Origin of the sequence: Leptospira noguchii serovar Panama str. CZ214 (assembly GCF_000306255.2) — a bacterium.
Classification (GTDB): domain Bacteria; phylum Spirochaetota; class Leptospiria; order Leptospirales; family Leptospiraceae; genus Leptospira; species Leptospira noguchii.
Genome location: NZ_AKWY02000020.1, coordinates 15,051 through 34,861, shown reverse-complemented (window position 1 = coordinate 34,861; position 19,811 = coordinate 15,051). Strand labels below are relative to the sequence as shown.

16 protein-coding genes and 1 pseudogene are annotated in these 19,811 nt (G+C 36.3%); 8 read left to right on the top strand and 9 right to left on the bottom strand.

Annotated elements, in window-relative coordinates:
• Position 1: 1 nt before the first annotated feature.
• Genes LEP1GSC059_RS08910 through LEP1GSC059_RS08900 form a run of 3 tightly spaced genes read right to left on the bottom strand, consistent with a single transcriptional unit; the run spans position 2 to position 2,701 of the window.
• The gene (locus LEP1GSC059_RS08910; RefSeq protein WP_002179960.1) at positions 2 to 241 is read right to left on the bottom strand and encodes a hypothetical protein; all 240 of its coding nucleotides are present in this window, start codon (positions 239 to 241) and stop codon (positions 2 to 4) included.
• Positions 242 to 294: 53 nt separating this feature from the next.
• A complete protein-coding gene (locus LEP1GSC059_RS08905; protein WP_020980653.1) occupies positions 295 to 708 on the bottom strand; it encodes a DoxX family membrane protein in 414 nt (137 codons plus the stop codon).
• Positions 709 to 763: 55 nt separating this feature from the next.
• Positions 764 to 2,701 (bottom strand): long-chain fatty acid--CoA ligase, encoded by a 1,938-nt coding sequence (locus LEP1GSC059_RS08900; protein WP_020980724.1) that lies wholly within the window; start codon positions 2,699 to 2,701, stop codon positions 764 to 766.
• A 162-nt stretch (positions 2,702 to 2,863) separates the two neighbouring features.
• Here LEP1GSC059_RS08900 and LEP1GSC059_RS08895 point away from each other — a divergent pair, with 162 nt between their 5' ends.
• Positions 2,864 to 5,782 carry an adenylate/guanylate cyclase domain-containing protein gene (locus LEP1GSC059_RS08895; RefSeq protein ID WP_020980686.1) on the top strand — a complete coding sequence of 973 codons (2,919 nt, stop codon included), beginning with the start codon at positions 2,864 to 2,866 and terminating at the stop codon, positions 5,780 to 5,782.
• Between the two features lie 41 nt (positions 5,783 to 5,823).
• On the opposite strand, the pseudogene LEP1GSC059_RS24190 reads toward LEP1GSC059_RS08895, so the two are convergent.
• From LEP1GSC059_RS24190 to LEP1GSC059_RS08880, 4 genes and pseudogenes are all read right to left on the bottom strand, one after another.
• Positions 5,824 to 6,114 (bottom strand): annotated as a pseudogene (locus LEP1GSC059_RS24190) (chromate transporter); the annotation flags it as partial.
• On the bottom strand, positions 6,111 to 6,857 hold the full coding sequence (locus LEP1GSC059_RS08890; RefSeq protein ID WP_017213530.1) for a class I SAM-dependent methyltransferase: 747 nt from the start codon (positions 6,855 to 6,857) through the stop codon (positions 6,111 to 6,113). The pseudogene LEP1GSC059_RS24190 and the gene LEP1GSC059_RS08890, both read right to left, overlap by 4 nt.
• 45 nt (positions 6,858 to 6,902) lie before the next feature.
• Complete coding sequence (locus LEP1GSC059_RS08885; protein ID WP_036026944.1) at positions 6,903 to 8,312, bottom strand: polysaccharide deacetylase family protein; 1,410 nt, start codon at positions 8,310 to 8,312, stop codon at positions 6,903 to 6,905.
• Positions 8,313 to 8,505: 193 nt separating this feature from the next.
• Positions 8,506 to 9,021, bottom strand: a complete 516-nt coding sequence (locus tag LEP1GSC059_RS08880; protein WP_017213534.1) for an LB099 family protein — start codon at positions 9,019 to 9,021, stop codon at positions 8,506 to 8,508.
• Between the two features lie 621 nt (positions 9,022 to 9,642).
• On the opposite strand from LEP1GSC059_RS08880, the gene LEP1GSC059_RS08875 reads away from it, so the two are divergent.
• Positions 9,643 to 10,452 carry a TIGR01458 family HAD-type hydrolase gene (locus tag LEP1GSC059_RS08875; RefSeq protein WP_017213535.1) on the top strand — a complete coding sequence of 270 codons (810 nt, stop codon included), beginning with the start codon at positions 9,643 to 9,645 and terminating at the stop codon, positions 10,450 to 10,452.
• 101 nt (positions 10,453 to 10,553) lie between these two features.
• Here LEP1GSC059_RS08875 and LEP1GSC059_RS08870 read toward each other — a convergent pair whose 3' ends face one another.
• Together LEP1GSC059_RS08870 and LEP1GSC059_RS08860 are read right to left on the bottom strand one after the other, a co-directional pair.
• Positions 10,554 to 10,982, bottom strand: coding sequence for an acyl-CoA thioesterase (locus tag LEP1GSC059_RS08870; RefSeq protein WP_017213536.1), 429 nt, complete (start codon positions 10,980 to 10,982; stop codon positions 10,554 to 10,556).
• A 394-nt stretch (positions 10,983 to 11,376) separates the two neighbouring features.
• Entirely contained in the window at positions 11,377 to 11,970 is a 594-nt protein-coding gene (locus tag LEP1GSC059_RS08860; RefSeq protein WP_017213538.1) for a TetR/AcrR family transcriptional regulator, read from the bottom strand.
• A gap of 357 nt (positions 11,971 to 12,327) precedes the next feature.
• Here LEP1GSC059_RS08860 and LEP1GSC059_RS21710 point away from each other — a divergent pair, with 357 nt between their 5' ends.
• The 6 genes from LEP1GSC059_RS21710 (at position 12,328) to LEP1GSC059_RS08835 (ending at position 19,623) form a co-directional block, all read left to right on the top strand.
• Positions 12,328 to 12,507 (top strand): hypothetical protein, encoded by a 180-nt coding sequence (locus LEP1GSC059_RS21710; protein ID WP_081099772.1) that lies wholly within the window; start codon positions 12,328 to 12,330, stop codon positions 12,505 to 12,507.
• Positions 12,508 to 12,750: 243 nt separating this feature from the next.
• Positions 12,751 to 13,734 carry an ArsR/SmtB family transcription factor gene (locus LEP1GSC059_RS08855; RefSeq protein ID WP_017213539.1) on the top strand — a complete coding sequence of 328 codons (984 nt, stop codon included), beginning with the start codon at positions 12,751 to 12,753 and terminating at the stop codon, positions 13,732 to 13,734.
• Position 13,735: 1 nt separating this feature from the next.
• The gene (gene ahcY, locus LEP1GSC059_RS08850) at positions 13,736 to 15,046 is read left to right on the top strand and encodes an adenosylhomocysteinase (RefSeq protein WP_002179979.1); all 1,311 of its coding nucleotides are present in this window, start codon (positions 13,736 to 13,738) and stop codon (positions 15,044 to 15,046) included.
• 52 nt (positions 15,047 to 15,098) lie between these two features.
• Positions 15,099 to 15,398, top strand: coding sequence for an indolepyruvate ferredoxin oxidoreductase subunit alpha (locus tag LEP1GSC059_RS08845; protein WP_017213540.1), 300 nt, complete (start codon positions 15,099 to 15,101; stop codon positions 15,396 to 15,398).
• 45 nt (positions 15,399 to 15,443) lie between these two features.
• Positions 15,444 to 19,187 carry a methionine synthase gene (gene metH / locus LEP1GSC059_RS08840; RefSeq protein ID WP_017213541.1) on the top strand — a complete coding sequence of 1,248 codons (3,744 nt, stop codon included), beginning with the start codon at positions 15,444 to 15,446 and terminating at the stop codon, positions 19,185 to 19,187.
• 109 nt (positions 19,188 to 19,296) lie between these two features.
• Positions 19,297 to 19,623, top strand: a complete 327-nt coding sequence (locus LEP1GSC059_RS08835) for a hypothetical protein (RefSeq protein ID WP_002179688.1) — start codon at positions 19,297 to 19,299, stop codon at positions 19,621 to 19,623.
• Positions 19,624 to 19,811 lie beyond the last annotated feature (188 nt).

Below are 19,811 nucleotides of genomic sequence, written 5' to 3'. Positions count from 1 at the left end.
ATTATAAATTCATAAATTGCTTATTTAGTTTTTCCAGATCTTGGATTAGATCGGTAGGTTTTGGTTGGATCGTTTTGGCGAGTTTCATCCCGTCGTCTATTAGATCTAAAATCAGTTTTTTTTCGGCGATTGCACGCGCAGAAGGCATAGACTTTCTTTCGTTTTTGTAGATGGAAGCTTTTTCGTCTATGATAGAAACAATTTTATTCAATGCATGAATTTTTGCTTGTTCTTCTCCCATAAAAATCCTCCATTTTTATTGAAAGTTTAATGAGTTCAAAATTCTAGAAAAGTTTATTTTTGAAAGTGCTTTCGCAAAATCGTCGTTAAAGTTTCCTTTTCTTGCCACAAAAGTAGTGTGCATATAACTGCATTACTCAGTGCTATAAAAAAGAGCAATCCTCCATCGTTTTCTTGTTCAATCCCGATTACAAATACATGAGAAAAAATCGCGCCAGACATAAGACCCAACCCAAGTAAAGAACCCAACCAATTCCAACCAGGTATAAACAATAAAATTGAAACGACAAATTCTAAAATACCGGTTCCGATTCTTCCCCATGGCTCCATCCCAAGCTTGGAAAAAATTACAACTGATTCCGGAGCTCCTGTAAATTTATAGAATAGTGTCTGCAAAAATGTAAATGCTACGATACCTCTTAAACAATTGAGCAATAGTTTTTTTTTGACAGAATCGGTTGTAGACAAAGGTTTCTCCTGAGATTCTTTGAAACCTTCGGATTCAATTTCGCAAGGGTTACATTTACCGATACATTTCTTCTATTTCTTTTTTATATTTGTCCGCGACTACGTTTCGTTTAATTTTCATCGTTTGTGTTAATTCGTCTCCAGGTTCAAACTTCTTATTTAGAATTCTAAAATTGGAAACTTTTTCAAAATTCTTAAAGCCGTTTTCGCTTGATATAAACGTTTTAATTTCGTTTTTAAAAAGTGTAATTATATCCGAGTCTCTGTTTAAATTTTCTACTTCGTTTAACATTTTAGATTTAGATTCTTTTAGATATTTTTCTAAAATCTCCTTATCCGGAACGATCAAGGCTCCAAGTGTTTTTTGATCGTGACCGACTACCATCGCTTGTTGTATAAATCTACTTCGAACCAGAGCGAATTCAATAGGTTCTGGTTCTAAATTTTCTCCACCTAAAAGTACAATCGTGTCTTTGGCTCTTCCGGAATATTTTAATTCTCCTGAAGTTGTCCAAGCTAAAAGATCTCCAGAGTTCAACCATCCGTCCGAACTCAAAATATCTTTCGTTTTTTCGGGTTCTTTATAGTAACCCTTCATTACGTGATCTCCTTTGTGCCAGGCGATTCCTTTGATTCCTGGTTTAGTAATTTCATTTCCTTTTTCGTCCATCAGTTTGATTTGAACTCCTGGAATACAACGACCTAGAGTTCCTACCGTAATTTTCCCTAGAATTCTTCTTGTAGAAATACCGGATAACTCTGTCATTCCGTAACCTTCTAAAATTGGAATTCCAATCGCGTTAAAAAACGTATCTATATATTGAGGTAAAGCTCCAGCTCCGGAAAGTGCAAATTTCAATTCTCCACCTAATCCTTGTTTAATTTTATTGAAAGCGAGCTGAGAGATTTGATTCGGAATCCAAAGAAGGATTACGATCCAAAATGAAATTAACTTTTGCCACAAAGAAGCAAAGGTGGATTGTTCTACTAAGGAATATTCCAAATCTTGCAACCTAGAAAGATGTTTGTAATAAGTAATTGCAATTTCCTTGAACGCTCCAAATAAGGCCTGTTGGACTGGAGAAGAATTTCTTACTTTATCATGAATCTTATTATAAAGACTTTCCCAAACTCTAGGAACCGAAAGTAACAACGTAGGTTTTATATCTGCAAGATCTTGACTTAAAGTAGAAATGGAAGTGAACGCTTCCGCTCCTCCTGCACGAATACAAACGGTTTCTACAAGTCTTTCCGCAATGTGCCAAGGAGGAAGATACGCCATACTTCTGTCGGTAGGATATACGTTTAAATCCTCTCCTTGTAAAGCGCTGTCTACGTTAAACACTATGTTTTTATGAGTTAACATCACACCTTTGGGTTTTCCAGTTGTACCTGATGTATAGACGATCGTAGCCAGATCTTCTTCGAGGATTGCAGAACCTCTTTTATGAAATTCATCTCTTCCTTTGTTTTGTATCCAGGCTTTGCCTTTTTCAATTAATTCGTTTAACAAAATGATTTCAAAAGGTTTTGTATCTTCAAGTGTCCCTTTTTGATCGGACAAGATGATCTTTTTAAGATGAGGGAATTCAGATTTCTGATTTAAAACTTTTTTTAAGGCAATTTCGTTTTCTAAAAAAGCGATCGAACACTCTGCGTGATTAAGAATATAACGCAGGTCATCCGCAGTAGAATCCGTTCCTCTTGGTACGTCCACACAACCTATATTTGTGATTCCCATACTACACCAAAGCCAGCGAGCTCCCGAGTCTGCGATCAAACCAATCGGAGTTCCCGGTTCTATACCTAAAGAGATCAATCCACAGCCAATTTGTTGAACTGTTTCATAAAGGTTTTTGAAACTATTTGCCTGATAATTTTTACCGTCTGGTTTATAGTATTGTGCGGTCGAATCTGCAAAAGTTTCCGCGGAAGCTTTCATAACGTTGTATAAAGTTTTAGTTTGGATTTTTGGAATGGTGGCGGTTTTCATAGCGGAGAGAACTTTATGAAAACCTTGAATTCAGTCGAGAAAATTTTTGAATCTAAATTGATTCCTAGATAAAAAATCGAATTTACCGTTTCTAAAAATTCTTTATACTGAAAGATCCGTTTTGAGACTTACACGTTAGATCTCTCAAACAAGGATATCCCAGTGATTACAGATCAGATCAAACCACAAACGTTGTCTCTTCTAAAAAAAATCCGGAATCAATTCGAATGGATTGGCCATTTTAGGAATCTTTTTTATTTAGGAATTAGAGCTAAACTCGCCATCTTTACGGGAACGTTGATCGCTTTTACGGTTATGATTCTTACCGCGATCGATGTTCATCAACAAACCGAAATTCTTACACAGAATTACGAAAAGGAAGCCTCTATTTCCAGACATTATATTTCAGGTTTGGTGCTTGAATTGGAAAATTTTTCCAACAGTTTGATTCGTGTAGAATCGTTTCGAGAAAAGGTCAAACGTCAAAGCCAAGCTCTACGTAAATATAGAACAAAAGTGGTTACTCAGGAAACAAAAGAACTTAATCTTTTCGGATTTAAAACGAAACTTTTCGGAGTTTTAGGAAAAGAACGTAAGTCTTCCATTAAAGAAACATACTATTCTGTTTATCTTTCTAAAACGGATATAGATGAACTCGAAAAGAATACTAAATTTTTATTAAAAGATCCAAATGGTCTTGCCATTTCGGATCAAACGTATTCTAAACTTAAAAATATTGCTCATCAAGTTGTTGTTTTGGAAGCGGATTTGAATGAACAAAAACAAAAATTGGAAGAGTTGCATGTTTCAGAAAAAACTTCCGAAAAAGATAAACAGAATTTAGAACAGACAATGGATTACTTAAAAAAAGAAATCGAAAAAACTAGAAACCAACTGGATCGATCTATTCTAGAACTTTCACTTCCTAAACAACACAAAAAGATAGAAGAGCTTGGACTCAACATGTCTCAATATAGAATTCAAACTTTTCCTGTGGTTTTGAATCAAAGCAGAGAAAATTTGACCCCTTCGTTCGATACAAAAATTTTTAAACCAGAAGTTTCAATTAATTCTAATATATTTTTAAACGATATAGACATAAGTCTGAAGGATTCAATTTCAAAAATCCTGTCCTTAGACTTCTCACAAGATACAAATAAAAATTCACATACGGTTGGTAAAATGGAGCTACAGGTATTATATTCTCCAATTTTTAAAAATCAAAATTCCACCCAACGGGCCGATCAACTTAAAAAAGAATTGCCAGATTTTGTAAAACGTTATCTGCAACAGGATGCTAATATTGCTCTCAAAATTCGAGATCTTGTGGCCCCTTTGAAAAAAAAGGTAAAAGAATTAAAGGAAAAAAAACCTCCGGTTCCTCCTTTTAGAGATAAAACTTTTAATGATCTATACGCTCGTTATTCTAAATTGATTGAGGAAAGACAAACCGTATTTGAAACGTTTAAAAACGAATATTCCGAAGATAAAAAAAGTATTCAAGAAACATCAAAAAAATCGAATATACATCAACGAGCTCGTTCTGTCTCCTTCCCGATTCAAAGTGAAAAAGATATTCTCATAGACGCGTTAGGCGAACTTAGAAACGCAGGACTTGAGGATCTGATTGTATTGCGATTTAGTCAGAATTCTGGAAACTATTCCGATTATCTAAAGTATCCAAAGGAACAAAATTTATCCAAGGAAAGATGGAGATCCATCCGGGAATGGATTTATTCCGGTAGAAGTGAAACTCCAACCCTTCAACTTAAAAAATTGATTTCTTACGGAATCATTTCACATTCAAGAGTAGAAGCGGAGGAAATTCTTTGGAACTTGGATTCTAAACCTCTCTTTGTAGAATCTGGAGACGATGTAAGTTCGACGATATTATCTGCCAATCTTTCTGGAATTTCAAGAACCATAGTTGACCGAACCGAAGGATTGGAGACCATTCAGAAAAATAAAAATTCGGCGATTGCCACAGCCTTACTGATTTGTGTAGCCTCTCTTATATTTGCGATTTTAATTTCTGGTTTTGTGGTTCAAAAAATCAAACGGATCATATTTCACGCAAAAGAAGTAGGTCAGGGAAATTTGGAAGTTCAATTTGAACAAGGTGGTAAGGATGAACTTGGAACTCTGACGGTAGCTTTAAATTCTATGGTCACTGGTTTAAAAGAAAGAGAAAAAATCAAAAATATATTAGGGACGATGATTGATCCAGTGGTGGTCAAAGAAGCAATGGTCGATCTGGCGGCTCTTAAACGCGGAAGTGAAAAAAGAATTACCGCTTTTTTTTCGGACGTAGCAAATTTTTCGAATATTAGCGAAAAGTTAACTTCTATCGAGCTGGCTTCTTTGTTAAACGAATATCTTTCGACTATGACGTTAATATTAAAAAAACACGAAGGAGTTTTAGATAAATATATCGGAGATGCAATTGTGGGAATATTCAATGCGCCCGTGGAAGTGGATGAACACTCTATCAAGTCGGCGCGTGCTGCAGTTGAGATGATTGAAACCCTTGAAAGACTCAGACAGGAATGGAAAGCAAAAAAGGTTTATATTGTAGAAGCGCAAGAAATGCAGATTAGGATCGGACTCAACACGGGTCTTGCAAAAGTAGGTTTTATGGGGACCGATTCTATTTCGGCTTATACGATGATGGGGGACACAGTAAATCTTGCGGCAAGGCTCGAAGCTGCGGGTAAAGATTACGGAGTTAGTATTTTAGTGAGTGAATCCGTTCAACACGAAATCAAGGAAGAATTTTTTACCAGACTTTTGGATGTGGTTCGAGTCAAAGGGAAAAATGAATCGGTTCAACTTTATGAGCTGATTGGAAGAGCGGACAACGTTCCAGAAAGATTAGAAGCTTCTGTATTAGAATTTTCTAAAGGCTTTGAAGCATATCTCAATCGAGAATGGTCTTTGGCACAGGAATTATTTGAAAGTTCACAGATTACTAGAGGTGTTCAGGATAAGGCGGCGGTCCTTTTGATCGAACGTTGTGAAGAATACAAACGAAATCCTCCAGAAAAAAACTGGGATGGAATTTATACCAGAACTCATAAATGAAAAATCAGATCGATTTCTAAAAAAAGATTCCACTAAAGAATATACAAGAAATAGAATATTCTAATTCCTATAAAAATAAAAACGGGGGAAGGATAAAAAGGAGACCAGCAAAGATTCCTCCTGCGGGTTCCATGTAAAATCCAACTAAATACGTTGTAAGTGTTGTGCTCCCGGATCCGGAAGAAAGATACAGTAATTTAACGCATGACGCAATTGATCTTTACCGATCTATTTTTTTCTATAAGGGCTTTATACATAAGATTCATATGTCTGACGGGATTGTCGAAACTTAGGAACCAAAAACGAATCGTTTCTCCAGATGAAGGAATCAATCTGGAAGTCTCCCGATTTTAAAAAAGAGAGGCCATTCTACGTTTCTTGTCTGAATGGAACCCCAAGAATTTCGAATATCCTCTTCGACTAAAAGCACCGGATCGAATTCATTTTTTTGAATGTATTTTTGAACGCTGGACCAAGTTCTTAGATAACCCAATAATTGATCTATATTCCATTCTTCTTTCATGCTAAAAGAAGGAGGAATAATTTCCTCAAAGGGAAAAGGAATAGTTTTATATTTTTCTTCTACATATTTTCTTTCTGCGGGCCAATATGAACCCACAATTTCTTCGTAGAGTTTATTCACGAGCCGATCAATTTCAGAAGAAATCGAATGTAGTCCGTAGCCCCAGATGGCAAGAATTCCTTTTTTCTTTCCGACTCGAATCACTTCTTTGTAAAATGGTTCAAAATCAAACCAATGAAATGCCTGTGCGACAGTAATCAAATCTACTTTATGATTTTCTAATGTAGAATTTTCGGCCTTACAAACCCTATATTCAACATTTTGGTGAGGTTCTGCGTTGGCTATCTGATTTTCGCTAGGATCACTCGCAATTACTTTTTCGAAAAGTTCTCCTAAAGAAGCTGCAGCTTGGCCGGTTCCAGTACCACAATCCCAAGCCACTTTACCGTTAGGAACCAAACTTTTTAAATAATAGAATAGATCCTTAGGATAACCGGGTCTAAATTCAGAATAAAAAGAAGAATGGGAGGAAAAATGATCTCTGAAACTCATACTTAAAAACATTCAGAGATCATAATATAAAACTCAAGTAAGAATTTAAAAAATGCCGTCCGGATGTTTTTTAAATTCTTTTTGATTGATAAAAAGATACTGATATTGAATTTGTTTTCCTTCCTTCGTTTTAGCTTGTATCATCAAAGGAAGAAACGTGGACTTTTTAGAAAAGTCAGGAATTTTAACGGTAAAATCTGGAAATTGAACTTCTGAAATCACATTTTTACTTTTGATTTGGATGGTTACCGACTCCGGTTGAACTCCTTCAAGATGAATTTTAAATTCCTGACCTGCTTTTACCCAGGAACCGTCTTGGATAGAAATGGAAATTTTAGAAGGAGGAGCCATCGTCAAAATGGAGTTAAACGAGGACTGAGATTGTCCCCAAGGAACCAAAGATCTATGTATGTTATAAATGGGTGTGCCAGGAAGATTTTTTCCAGGATTTACTGTAAACGCCATTCTATAGCCAATCGCTTTGGCTTCTTCGATCACTCTAGGATCAAAAAGACCAAAAGGATAAGCGAGATCGATTACCTTTCTACCAGTTTTAGTTTCTAAAATTTGTTTAGATTCTAAAAGTTGCTTTCGAATTAAAGCACGGCTCATCGTTGGAAGTTTAGGATGGTATAACGTATGAGATCCTAAATCTAAAACACCGCTATCCAAAGCGTTATTTAACTGATCCCAGGTCATGTAATATTTTTTACCGGAAGAAATGATCGACGGATAAATAAATATAGAAGCGGTAAAGCCGTATTTCTTTAACAATGGAACTAAAACTTCCCAGTGGGTTTTAGAACCGTCGTCAAAAGTCAAAAGGATTGGTTTATCTGGAAAGTCGGAAGGTTTTTTACCGTTGATATAAGAATAAAATTGATCTAAACGAACCGTTTGGTAACCGGCGGCTTTTAGAAATTTAAACTGCTCTTCTAAAAGATTTGGGTGAAGATTGTAACCGCCCATAGGTCCGCCTTGGGGCGCGAGATGATGATAACAAAGAACTGGAACACCACCACCCGAAACGGATTCGTAAGCGGATTGAATCGTATAACTCGGAGTAGGTGGAGTGTCGTCTTTAACGGTAGGGATTGCGTCTTCGTATTTCTTTTTTTTGGATTTAGAGAGATTTGTAATTTTAGAATTTTGATCCGATGTTTTAGAGATTGGCGGTGGGTCTAAGTCTTTTTTTTCCTGTGGATTTTTTTTAGAAATTGTATCTTGGGAAGAAGAAGTTCTCGTTTTTCTTTTTTTTTCGGGGTTGAGAAAATCGTCTACGGGGGCGGAAAAAAGAACGGAAGGAATAAAATTACAAAGAATTATGAGAGTGAACAAATGATTTCGTATAACGCGTAAAGTAGATCTTGATACTTTATAGCTTCGATTTTGAATAAGATAAAAGAGAATTAACGTTTTAAAATTAAAGCGAATTTTGGAAATTGTTATTTGCATTCAAAGATCCGGGACAAGAGTATTCGGTTAGTGTTTTACCTCCCCTTTCTGCGGCAAGCGATTCCTGGGATAGGATTTCTATTGTTTAAAAAAACAAAAAATGGAGAACAATTTCCGAATGAGTTTGGATGAACAAAAGAAGATAGCCCCGATCTTAAGACCGGGACTAAAAGAGTTCTCGAAAGAAGAAAATTTATTTCCCTTCTTTTTCCCGGATCAACCTCTTTAAGACCGATTCACTGTGGGAGCAAAGTTTTAAGATGCCGCCCTTTGCCGGTTTTTGTTTGTCGAGTCTTAAAAGTTCGGAAGCAAAGCGGAACTTCCTGCGTATATGATTCACTGCTGGAATAGAAGTTTTGAAGTTTTTTGCCAATTCATGATCGGTTAAACCTTTAGAGTTGAGATCAAAGAACTTAGCTAATTTGGTTTTATCCCAGACGATCTTTTGATCAGATCTGTAGTAATTGTGTTGTTCCAGACGTTTGCTGTTACGTTCGTAAGAACCTTGATTTCTCTTCTTTCTCCAGAAGGGATGTCGGTTTCTTGCGTACTTAATATCGTCGATCGTATATCCGGTAGACGTAAGCCATTCGGATGTGATACTAGATTTTTTAGGACCGGTCAGTTTCGATTTGATGGATAATTCGATGTACTGCTCCGGTGTCGATGCTGAAAGTAGTTTCCGTTTTTCTTTTTCGTAGATTTCCATATTTTTTTACGCTCATTAAATTAGCCGAAGAATATAAACTCTTCAAACTTAAGAACAATACTTATCATAATATGGTTAACTTGAAAACATTTTTCCGAATTTAAAAAGAATTTCTCGAATGTATTTCTTGTTTTTGAAAATACACTGAAGTAATTCGACACTTACTAATTAAAATACATTTCTTATATAAATTCGAATTCGTATTTAGAAGATCGATAGAATCGTATAACAGTTGTTGACAGAAGACGGATTATTTTTTGGAAGGGAAGTTAATTGATTTGTCGCCTAACAGTCATCTGCTTTTGATTTATCAAAACGCAATTCTAGTAAACGGAAGTGTAATACTAAAAGAAGAAATGGCGAATTTATTTTACAGTTGTGTTCTTTGTCTCTATCAAGTTTTGAGAAAATAAAATGGATTTGAGGCCGTTATCTGTAATGTGGAAGTTGTATACTTTTTAGAAGTCCATAAAATTCCATATAACTTGTTTATAGATTTAAAACAAGAAAGAAATAAAAGTTAAGCGTAAGTATACGATTAAGAAAAATAGAATACGCTATAGTAAAAAATTTTAAAATAGAGAATCCCAAAAATCAAAAAATACGTTAGAATAATATATCATGACGGATGAAAATACAACCCCACAAAAGGAAACGAATGCAAAAATCCGAAATGTATTATTGGACCTAGATGGAGTATTGTATACCGGAAATACTATTCTTCCGGGTGCGTCTGAAGCGGTTTCTTATTTAAAAAAAAATCATATACCATATCTGTTTTTAACGAATACGACTACAAAATCGAGAAAGGAGCTTTCAGAATTCCTAAATGATTTAGGGATTCCGGCGGAAGAGGAAAAAATTCTGAATTCACCTCGAGCGGCTGGAGAATACATTAGAGAAACAGGAAATCCAAAAACCTTTTTCGTTATCAAAAAAGAAATTCAAGACGATTTGAAAGAAGTTAACTTAGAATTAAAGACCCCCGAAGCGGTGTTAGTCGGAGATATAGGAGAAGAATGGAACTATAGAATTTTAAATGAGATCTTTCAAAAAGTAAAAAATGGAGCCAGGCTGATCGCTCTTCATAAAGGTAAATTTTGGCAGACAAAAGAAGGATTGATGTTGGATATAGGAGCTTTTGTGTCTGGGATTGAATACTCGACAGGGGTCAAAGCGGAAATTATAGGTAAACCTTCAGAAGCATTTTTTAACGCCGCTTTAAAAATGATTTCTGCCAAAGCTTCTCAAACGATCATGATAGGGGACGATCTGGATTCCGACATAGGAGGTGCACAAGCCTGTGGTATTCGAGGAGTTCTCGTGAAAACTGGGAAATATAGAGATGGGATATTAAAAAAATCAAATATATCTCCCGATGCCGTCTGGGAAAATATAGGTTTTCTAGTTTCTTTCTTTCAAAAATTTTGATTTAATACGTCTATCATCTTTTTTACTTCTATAAAAATCTAAAAATTAAATTTTTAAGTAAAATTATTGTTTTGCGACCGTCGTAACATTCAAAATTCCTTTTAAAAAGATTTTTCTAAACCAATCGTTTCTAAAAATTTAGCGGGTCGTTTTGAATTTAGGTTTAGAATTACCCAATCTGTACTTGCGTTACACGAAACTGTCTGATTGCTCTGACAAATGATTTTTTGTTGAAATACGGCGCGAGTCGCTGTTTTTAAAAACAGATCGGATTCGATTAAGATTGTTTCCGGATAATTAATTTCCCTTTTAAAATCTAATTGGATCGAAAGAATCACCGGTCCAAAATTTTGTATTTTTAATTTTTCCATAGAAAAACCCCAATCTCGCATGGCTCTCATGCGAGCCTCGTCTAAATAGCCTTGAAAATTTTTATTATTCACGTGGCCGTTTGGGTCCAATTCATCCCATCGAATTGTAATTTGTGTCGAATGCCCTTGTCTGATTTCGGTTAACTTTTCTAGTTTCATTCTAATTTCCTAATATTTAATATATCTTAAGTAATTTGGCTTTGTATTTTATAGTAAATTTGTAATATTTCTCTAAGTAGTAGAATTGTTATTCCTGAATTCAATGATCGCTCCCTATAAAAGCTATATAATGAGTTGTTGTCCAGATCAACAAAATTGCTTCAATCAACCGTTTCTATAAAACAGAAATTTATGAAGAATTAATTTTTTAACAATTCTAATCATTAGATCCGAATTTAAAAATGTTAGAAACGGTTTCCAAAATTTTCCATTCCGTCTACAAGGAATTTTTCTAAAATGTTTTAAATCATTTTTGAGATAACTTTGAAACGGCCAAGTGAAACTCTTGCATAAAATTTCTGTTTGACTAATATTATAAAATATAAAAATCATTTTATATACATTCTTTGATCAGTTTTTGATGAACGAATAAAAAATTTTCAAGATAGGATGAGTCACCAGTAGCTTTTGCAAGAAGCATTGCGCCTCTCCAAGAAGATTCTAAAATCTGAATATGAATTAAAATTTCATTGGACGAGTTTTTTGGATTTAAACGAAGAGAATTAAAAATTCCTTTTGATATAGAATCCAAAGAAAGTTTTAGTTTGTTTCTCAGTTTTAGTTTGTTTCTCAGTTTTTGTTGTTTTGGAGAAGAGTATTGGGAAAGTACGTTGATTAGACAGGAAAGACCATCTTGTAAAAACTTCTTTTCTAAAATTACTTTTTGTTCATATAAATAGTATAGTTTTCGTTTCCCTTTTTCCAGAGTTTGATTGTTCCAAAGGATTGCGTTTTGTGTATATTCTTCTAAAGCCTCGATTAGAAATTGATCTTTAGAAGAAAAATAATTGTAAAAAGATCCTTTGGGAATTTTTGCCTTGTCTGCGATCTCTTGGATTCCTACTGGACCGTTTTGTCGGATAAGATCAATTCCTGTTTGAAGTATAGATTTTCTTTTGGTTGCGGATTGGGTTGCAGAAATTTTCATCTTATTGAGTTAAAACATCGTTTGAGGTTCTGAAATTTTTTTATACTACAGTTATAGAGTTAAAAAAATCCTTCCTTTTACTGATAAGCTATATAACAGAATTTCCTAATGTTTTACGCTCAAATAGTCTTTGTGTTAAAAATTAGCAGCAATCATCTATTATATAACTTTGAGTCAGTAATCTAATACGACTGGTCATATTAATTTTCAAGTAAAATTTATAGTTCACTTTAAAAAATAATTTAGAAATTTAATTATAGAATACGTAATTTAACGTAAGTTCGGTGTGTTTTATAAAATCCGATTTTTTCCTAAAAATAAAGTGAGTTCGGCATAACAAATGCGAAAGCGATTATTATGCTGCGATCCATAGTGAGCAGCATTGAGTTTGAAAAATTCCGAAGGAATTGGAGCGAAAAAAACTCAGTAAAACGCTTTTTACGAAAGCGTTTGAAACTCAGCACAACACTTTCCTACGGGTCGCGTTGCATTGAGTTTATTATTCGCCCCAATTTTCTTACGTCGAACTCACGTTAAAAATAAGGTGTTTGAACTCATACAAAAGCTAAATTACAAAGTGATAGTTTAAAAATTTGTAATGAGACTTAATCTGTGGGAACTACTGCAAATCTTGATTTTATAGACAAAATCCCTAAAATTGTGGGAACTCATACAATTTTAAGAAATAAAAAAAGTTAAAAGCACGTTCATTTTCTAAGTAAAAGTGTATTTGGATCCATAAAAAACTTGCAGATATCAGGATATCTTGATATCCTGTACTTGGTGGAACAACTCTTAGAAGCCAAAATTCATTCTGGAAATGGTCCCAAACAGATTCTTTCCGCGCTCAAAGCGCTTTCGGATGAAACTAGAATTCGAATTCTACACATTTTATCTTTATCCCCTTTGAATGTACAGGAAATTACAGAGGTTTTAAGAATGGGACAATCTAGAGTTTCCCGACATCTTAAAATTTTAACCGACGCGGGTTTTTTAATTCCGGAAAGAGAAGGTTCTTGGGTTTATTACAGGATTCCAGAAGAAAAGAGAACCCCTGATTTTTCTTTGGAAATTACTGAACTTCTTCTCAATTATAAAGAAAACCTTCCATTTAGATCGGAAGATCAGACCCAAATTTCAGAAATTCTTTCTAGAAGGGATCAGAGAAACACATTCTATTTTAATAATGTAGCACACGACTGGGAATCGATTCAAAAGGATGTATTAGATCCTGCAATTTATCGTAAAAAAATTCTTTCTTATTTACCGGATTCTTCCTCGTTAATTTACGATCTGGGTTGTGGGCCCGGAGGTTTGATTCCTTATCTTTTGACAAAATCGGATCAAGTGATTGGAATCGATTCTTCTCCAAAGATGTTGGAAGAGGCGGGACTTGTATTTACAGGAAATTCTCATGTATCTTTTATCCGTTCTCCTTTGGAAAATGTGGCTTCTTATGCCAAAGAAAAAGCGGACGCGGTCGTCGCTTCTATGGTACTCCATCATCTTTCCAATCCACCTACGGTTATTCGCGAAATTTATAAAATTCTAAAGTCTGGTGGGACCTTTTGTCTTGTAGATTTGAAAAAACACAACCAAGAGTTTATGAGAGATAGTTTCTCTGATCTTTGGTTGGGATTTGATTATTCACTTTTGCAAGATTGGCTGGAACTTTCCGGTTTTAGAGTTGTTTCTTACGAAGAATTTGATACGGGCAATGTTTTTAAAATTTTGATCATTCAAGCAAAGAAAAAGGAGGACTAAAATGTCCGCAATAACACAAGAAAAAGGCTTAGGCTATAAAGTAAAAGATCTCTCCCAAGCTGAGTGGGGAAGACAAGAGATCATTCTGGCGGAAAAAGAAATGCCAGGTCTTATGGCGTTAAGACAAGAGTACAAAGGTAAAAAACCTTTGGCTGGCGCAAGAATCGCCGGATCCCTTCATATGACAATCCAGACCGCGGTACTAATTGAAACCCTGACGGAACTAGGGGCGGAGGTGAGATGGTCTTCTTGCAATATCTTTTCAACTCAAGATCATGCTGCTGCTGCAATCGCTAAGGCTGGGGTTCCCGTTTTCGCTTGGAAAGGTGAAACCGAAGAAGAATATTGGTGGTGTATTGAACAGACCATTTTCTTTGGAGACAAAGGACCAAACATGATCCTTGATGATGGAGGAGATCTTACAGCATATATTCACGAAAAGTATCCTAAATTGTTAAGCGAAATCCGAGGTATCTCCGAAGAAACTACCACAGGCGTTAAGAGTCTTTACAAACTACTTAAAAAAGGAGAACTGAAAATTCCTGCTTTTAACGTAAATGATTCCGTTACTAAATCCAAATTTGACAATTTATACGGATGCCGTGAATCTCTCGCAGACGGAATCAAAAGAGCAACAGACGTTATGCTCGCAGGCAAAGTGGCTCTAGTTTGTGGTTTTGGAGACGTCGGTAAAGGTTCCGCGGCTTCTCTTCGTAACTTTGGTGCAAGAGTGGTCGTAACCGAAATCGATCCGATCTGTGCTCTTCAAGCTTCTATGGAAGGTTATCAAGTTCTTCGTGTAGAAGACATCATCGAACAAGTGGACATCGTAGTAACTGCAACTGGTAATGATGATATCATTACTTTAGAACACATGAAGGCGATGAAAGACGGGGCAATTCTCTGTAACATTGGACACTTTGATACAGAAATCCAAATGTCCAGACTAAACGGCGAAAAAGGTGTAACTAAAAAAGAAATTAAACCTCAAGTAGACAAATACACTTTCCCGGACGGTAAATCTATCATCGTTCTTGCGGAAGGTCGTCTTGTAAACTTAGGTTGTGCTACGGGTCATCCTTCTTTTGTAATGTCTTGTTCGTTTACCAATCAGGTATTGGCTCAGATCGAACTTTACAACAACAAATACGAGTTAGGTGTTTATACCCTTCCAAAACATTTGGACGAGAAAGTGGCGGCTCTTCACCTTGAACAGTTGGGAGTTCGTTTAACAAAACTGAATCAAAAACAAGCGGACTATCTGGGAGTTCCTATCAACGGGCCTTTCAAACCGGATCATTACAGATATTGATCCTAAATTTTTCCGAATGGCGGACTTTGGGTTGTCCGTCTCTCGAAAAACAATGGCTTATGTTGTTACAGAACCTTGCAGGAATTGTAAATATACATACTGCGCCGCAGTTTGCCCCGTGGAGGCTTTTCGAGAGGGGGCCGACTGTTTATATATTGAACCTTCTGTCTGCATTGATTGTAACAAATGTAGACCAGAATGTCCGGTAGATGCAATTTATCCGGATTACGAAGTGCCTTTTGTCTGGCGGGATTGGATCGAGGCAAACGCTCAAAAAGCGAAATGTTATCCTGCGATTCTGGACGTAAAAATTCCTCTCAAAAAAGAGGGGTGTATAAATCCTGAATATTAGAATATAAAGTTATACTGTTTTTAAAATTATCAAAGAAGTTTGCTCATGGTTTATAAAGTTCAGAACTATACAAATCCTTCCTCTAAGGAACTGCTTTCCCTTCTCGAAAAACAAATTTTAGTCATAGACGGCGCAATGGGCACTATGATCCAAAGATTTTCTCTACAGGAAGAAGATTTTAGAGGAGAAATTCTTAAAAATCACCCTCATCCTTTAAAAGGAAACAACGAACTTCTTTGTTTGACTAGACCGGACGTAATCGAATCGATTCATTTGAAATTTTTAGAAGCGGGAGCTAACATTGTAGAGACGAACACGTTTAGTTCAAACCAAATTTCTCAGGGTGATTATAAAACCGAATTTTTAGTCGCGGATTTAAACAAAGCCGCGGTCGTTTGCGCGCGTAATGCGATTACAAAATTTCAGAAAACCAATCCTAATCATCCTTGTTTGATTGCAGGTGCAATTGGTCCGACTACTAAAACCGCTACACTTTCTCCAGATGTAAATAATCCCGCGTTTCGTGCGGTAACTTTTGACGATTTAGTTGCCACATTTTATGAACAAGCGCGAGCACTTGTAGAATCGGGTGTGGATCTACTTCTTCCGGAAACAAACATTGATACTTTGAACTTAAAAGCGGCGATCTTTGCGATCGAACAAGTATTTGAAGATTTGCAAGTTAGAATTCCGGTCTGCCTTTCCGTGACAATTACGGACGCCTCTGGAAGAACTCTTTCCGGTCAAACCGTGGAAGCGTTTTATAATTCCATTGCACATTGTAATCCTCTTTCTGTGGGAATCAACTGTGCTCTTGGGGCCGATGAGATGCGTCCTTATATTGAAGAACTGGCAAGAATTTCACCTTGTTATATTAGTTGTTATCCGAACGCGGGGTTGCCAAACGCATTTGGTGGATACGATCAAACTCCAGAAGAATTTGGAAAATACATTCAAGAATTTGCAAATTCAGGTTGGTTGAATATTGCCGGGGGTTGTTGTGGAACCACACCGGAACATATTACAGAGGCTGCTAAAGCGGTTCGAGGTAAAAAACCTAGAACCCTTCCTAAAATAGAAGAGGTGACTAAACTTTCAGGCTTAGAACCTTTGAATATTACTTCCGATAAAGGATTTTTATTAGTAGGCGAGAGGACTAACGTTACTGGATCTCCTAAATTCAAAAAACTAATTATAGAAGGAAACTTTGAAGAAGCCGTTTCAGTTGCCTTACAACAAGTAGAAGCTGGAGCCAACATAATCGATATTAACTTCGACGAAGCCTTGTTAGACGGTGAAGCGTCTATGAAACATTTCTTAAATTTGATCGCAGGTGAACCGGATATTGCTAAGGTTCCATTTATGATCGATTCTTCCAAGTGGAGTGTTTTAGAAGAAGGTTTGAAATGTATCCAAGGAAAGCCGATTGTAAATTCTATTTCTTTAAAAGAAGGAGAAGATAAGTTTTTAGAATACGCTAGGAAAATCCAAAGATACGGAGCTTCCGCGATCGTAATGGCATTTGACGAAAAGGGGCAGGCCGCAACCAAAGAAGATAAGGTTCGAATTTGTAAAAGGGCGTATGACCTTCTTGTAACAAAAGCGAACTTTAGTCCAACTGATATTATATTTGATCCGAATATTCTCACCGTTGCAACCGGAATCGAAGAACATAATAATTATGCGATGGACTTTATAGAAGCGGTCCGGGAGATTAAAAAACTTTGTCCTGGCGCAAAGGTATCAGGCGGTTTATCTAACGTTTCTTTTTCTTTTCGCGGAAACAATCCAGTGAGAGAGGCAATGCACTCCGTATTTTTATATCATGCTATCGGTGCCGGACTCGACATGGCTATCGTAAATGCTGGAATGCTTGCGGTTTACGAAGAAATTCCAAAAGATCTACTAGAATATGTTGAAGATGTAATTTTAAATAGAAGACCGGATGCAACTGAACGTCTTGTAGAATTTGCGGAGAACGTAAAGGCTGCCGGAGACAAGACTGAAAAAAAAGAAGAAACTTGGAGAGAAGGTACTTCGGTAGAAGAAAGACTTTCTCACGCTCTTGTAAAAGGAATTGTAGAATACATTGATCAGGATACTGAGGAAGCCAGACTCAAATACGGACGTCCGTTAACCGTCATCGAAGGCCCTCTGATGGACGGAATGAAAATTGTAGGCGAGTTGTTTGGTGCGGGAAAGATGTTTCTTCCTCAGGTAGTAAAAAGTGCAAGGGTCATGAAAAAATCAGTGGCTTATCTTTTGCCGTTTATGGAAGAAGAAAAGAACCGATCGGAAAAAGTTTCCGTTCGCCCTAAGTTTTTAATCGCTACTGTCAAAGGAGACGTTCACGACATCGGAAAAAATATTGTGGGTGTAGTACTTGCGTGTAACAACTATGAGGTGATTGATCTAGGTGTGATGGTTCCTTCTGATAAAATTTTAGAAGAAGCAAAGAAACATAACGTAAATATCATTGGTCTTTCCGGTTTAATTACTCCTTCTTTAGACGAAATGGTTCACGTAGCATCCGAAATGAAACGAATCGGTTTGGAAATTCCTTTGTTGATCGGAGGAGCGACTACAAGTTCCGCTCATACCGCGGTTAAAATTGCGCCCGTTTATGATCATCCGGTTGTACACGTAGTGGATGCGTCTAGGGTTGTAAATGTAGTAAATCAATTATTACATCCAGATTTACACGAGTCGTATTTTCAAAAGGTAAAGGAAGATCAAAAAGTTGCTCGGGAAAATTATTTTAACACAAGAGCAGAACGTAAATTGATCTCTTTGGAACAGGCTAGAGAAAATTGCGATCCGATCGATTGGTCTACTACCGTTATAGATAGACCTTCTTTTACCGGCATCAAGGTTTTTGATGAGGAAGTGTCTTTAGAAACGTTAGTTCCCTTTATTGATTGGACTCCTTTTTTTACCGCTTGGGAACTTAAAGGGAGATACCCTGCGATCTTAGAAAGTGAAACGACCGGAAAACAAGCGAGGGAACTTTTTGCGGACGCACAAAAGTTGATGAAGACGATCACGACTGGAAAACTTTTTAAGACCAAGGGTGTAATCGGAATTTTTCCTGCAAATTCAGTAGGGGACGATATAGAGGTTTATGAAGACGAGAATCGTTCTAAGTTGTTGACTGTATTTCATACACTTCGTCAACAAATTCAAAAACAAGATGAAACGGAGCCTAATTATTGTTTGGCGGATTACGTGGCTCCAAAAGAATCTGGAAGAATTGATTATATAGGGGGGTTTGCCGTAACTGCAGGACACGGAGTGGAAGAATTTGCAAAACAATTTGAAAATAATCAAGACGATTATAATTCAATCATGGCAAAGGCGTTAGGTGATCGTTTTGCGGAAGCGTTTGCGGAATACATGCACTATAAAGTTCGAAAAGAATATTGGGGATACGACAAAAACGAAAATCTTTCTCCAGAAGATCTGATCCGCGAACGATACAGGGGAATCCGTCCTGCGGCTGGATATCCAGCTTCTCCCGATCATACTGAAAAAAGAGTTCTATTCGATTTGTTGCAAGTGGAAAAAAATACCGGAATTACTCTAACGGAACACTTTGCAATGTGGCCCGCGAGTTCAGTCAGTGGGCTTTACTTTGCACATCCTAAATCAAAATATTTTGCGGTGGCAAAGATCAACCGGGATCAAATTGAAGATTATGCAAAACGAAAAGAAATGAGTGTAGAAGTGGTAGAGCGTTGGTTAGCTCCAAATCTGGCCTATGATCCTCTTGCGGTTTCTGCGGTACGTTGAAAAATATAAGAATCTATTCCGGTAATTTATCTTTTTTGATGAAGTAAAATTAAGTTTTGTGAATATCTTTTGAGAATGTGGATGTAATTTTTAGTCTAATTAAAAAAGTATGGATCCTGAGATTTCCAATCATTCTTCGGTGCACAATCATGCTCCCGTATATTCGGAGACTCGTAAAAGTACCGAAGAATTTTCGTTTCATCCAATGTTAATCTCCTGGCTTAGAACATCTCTAAAATTCCAAGGAAACGAAATTTTAAAAATTATTGAAATCGGTTGTACGGATCGTTCTTGTCCGGTGATAGAAACTTGTTTAGAAATTTATCATACAGATCAGAGTGCGAAACCGGAGAGTGTGATTCGTTTTGGAAGAGCAAAACATTTAATCAGTAAGATGGATCTTACGTTCTCTTTGAAAAAACAAGGTATTGTATAAATAAGTTAGGAATCATTTATAGGCCCACATAAGAGTTTGATTTTATAAAACCTGGATTTTTTCGTAAAAAATAAAATTGGGAACTATCTCATGTTTATGTTTTGTAGTTAGATTTTGAAAATGTGGGAACTCATACAATTTCAAAATTACTAAAAATAAATGTTTCAGTATTTGTAATGCGACTTAAT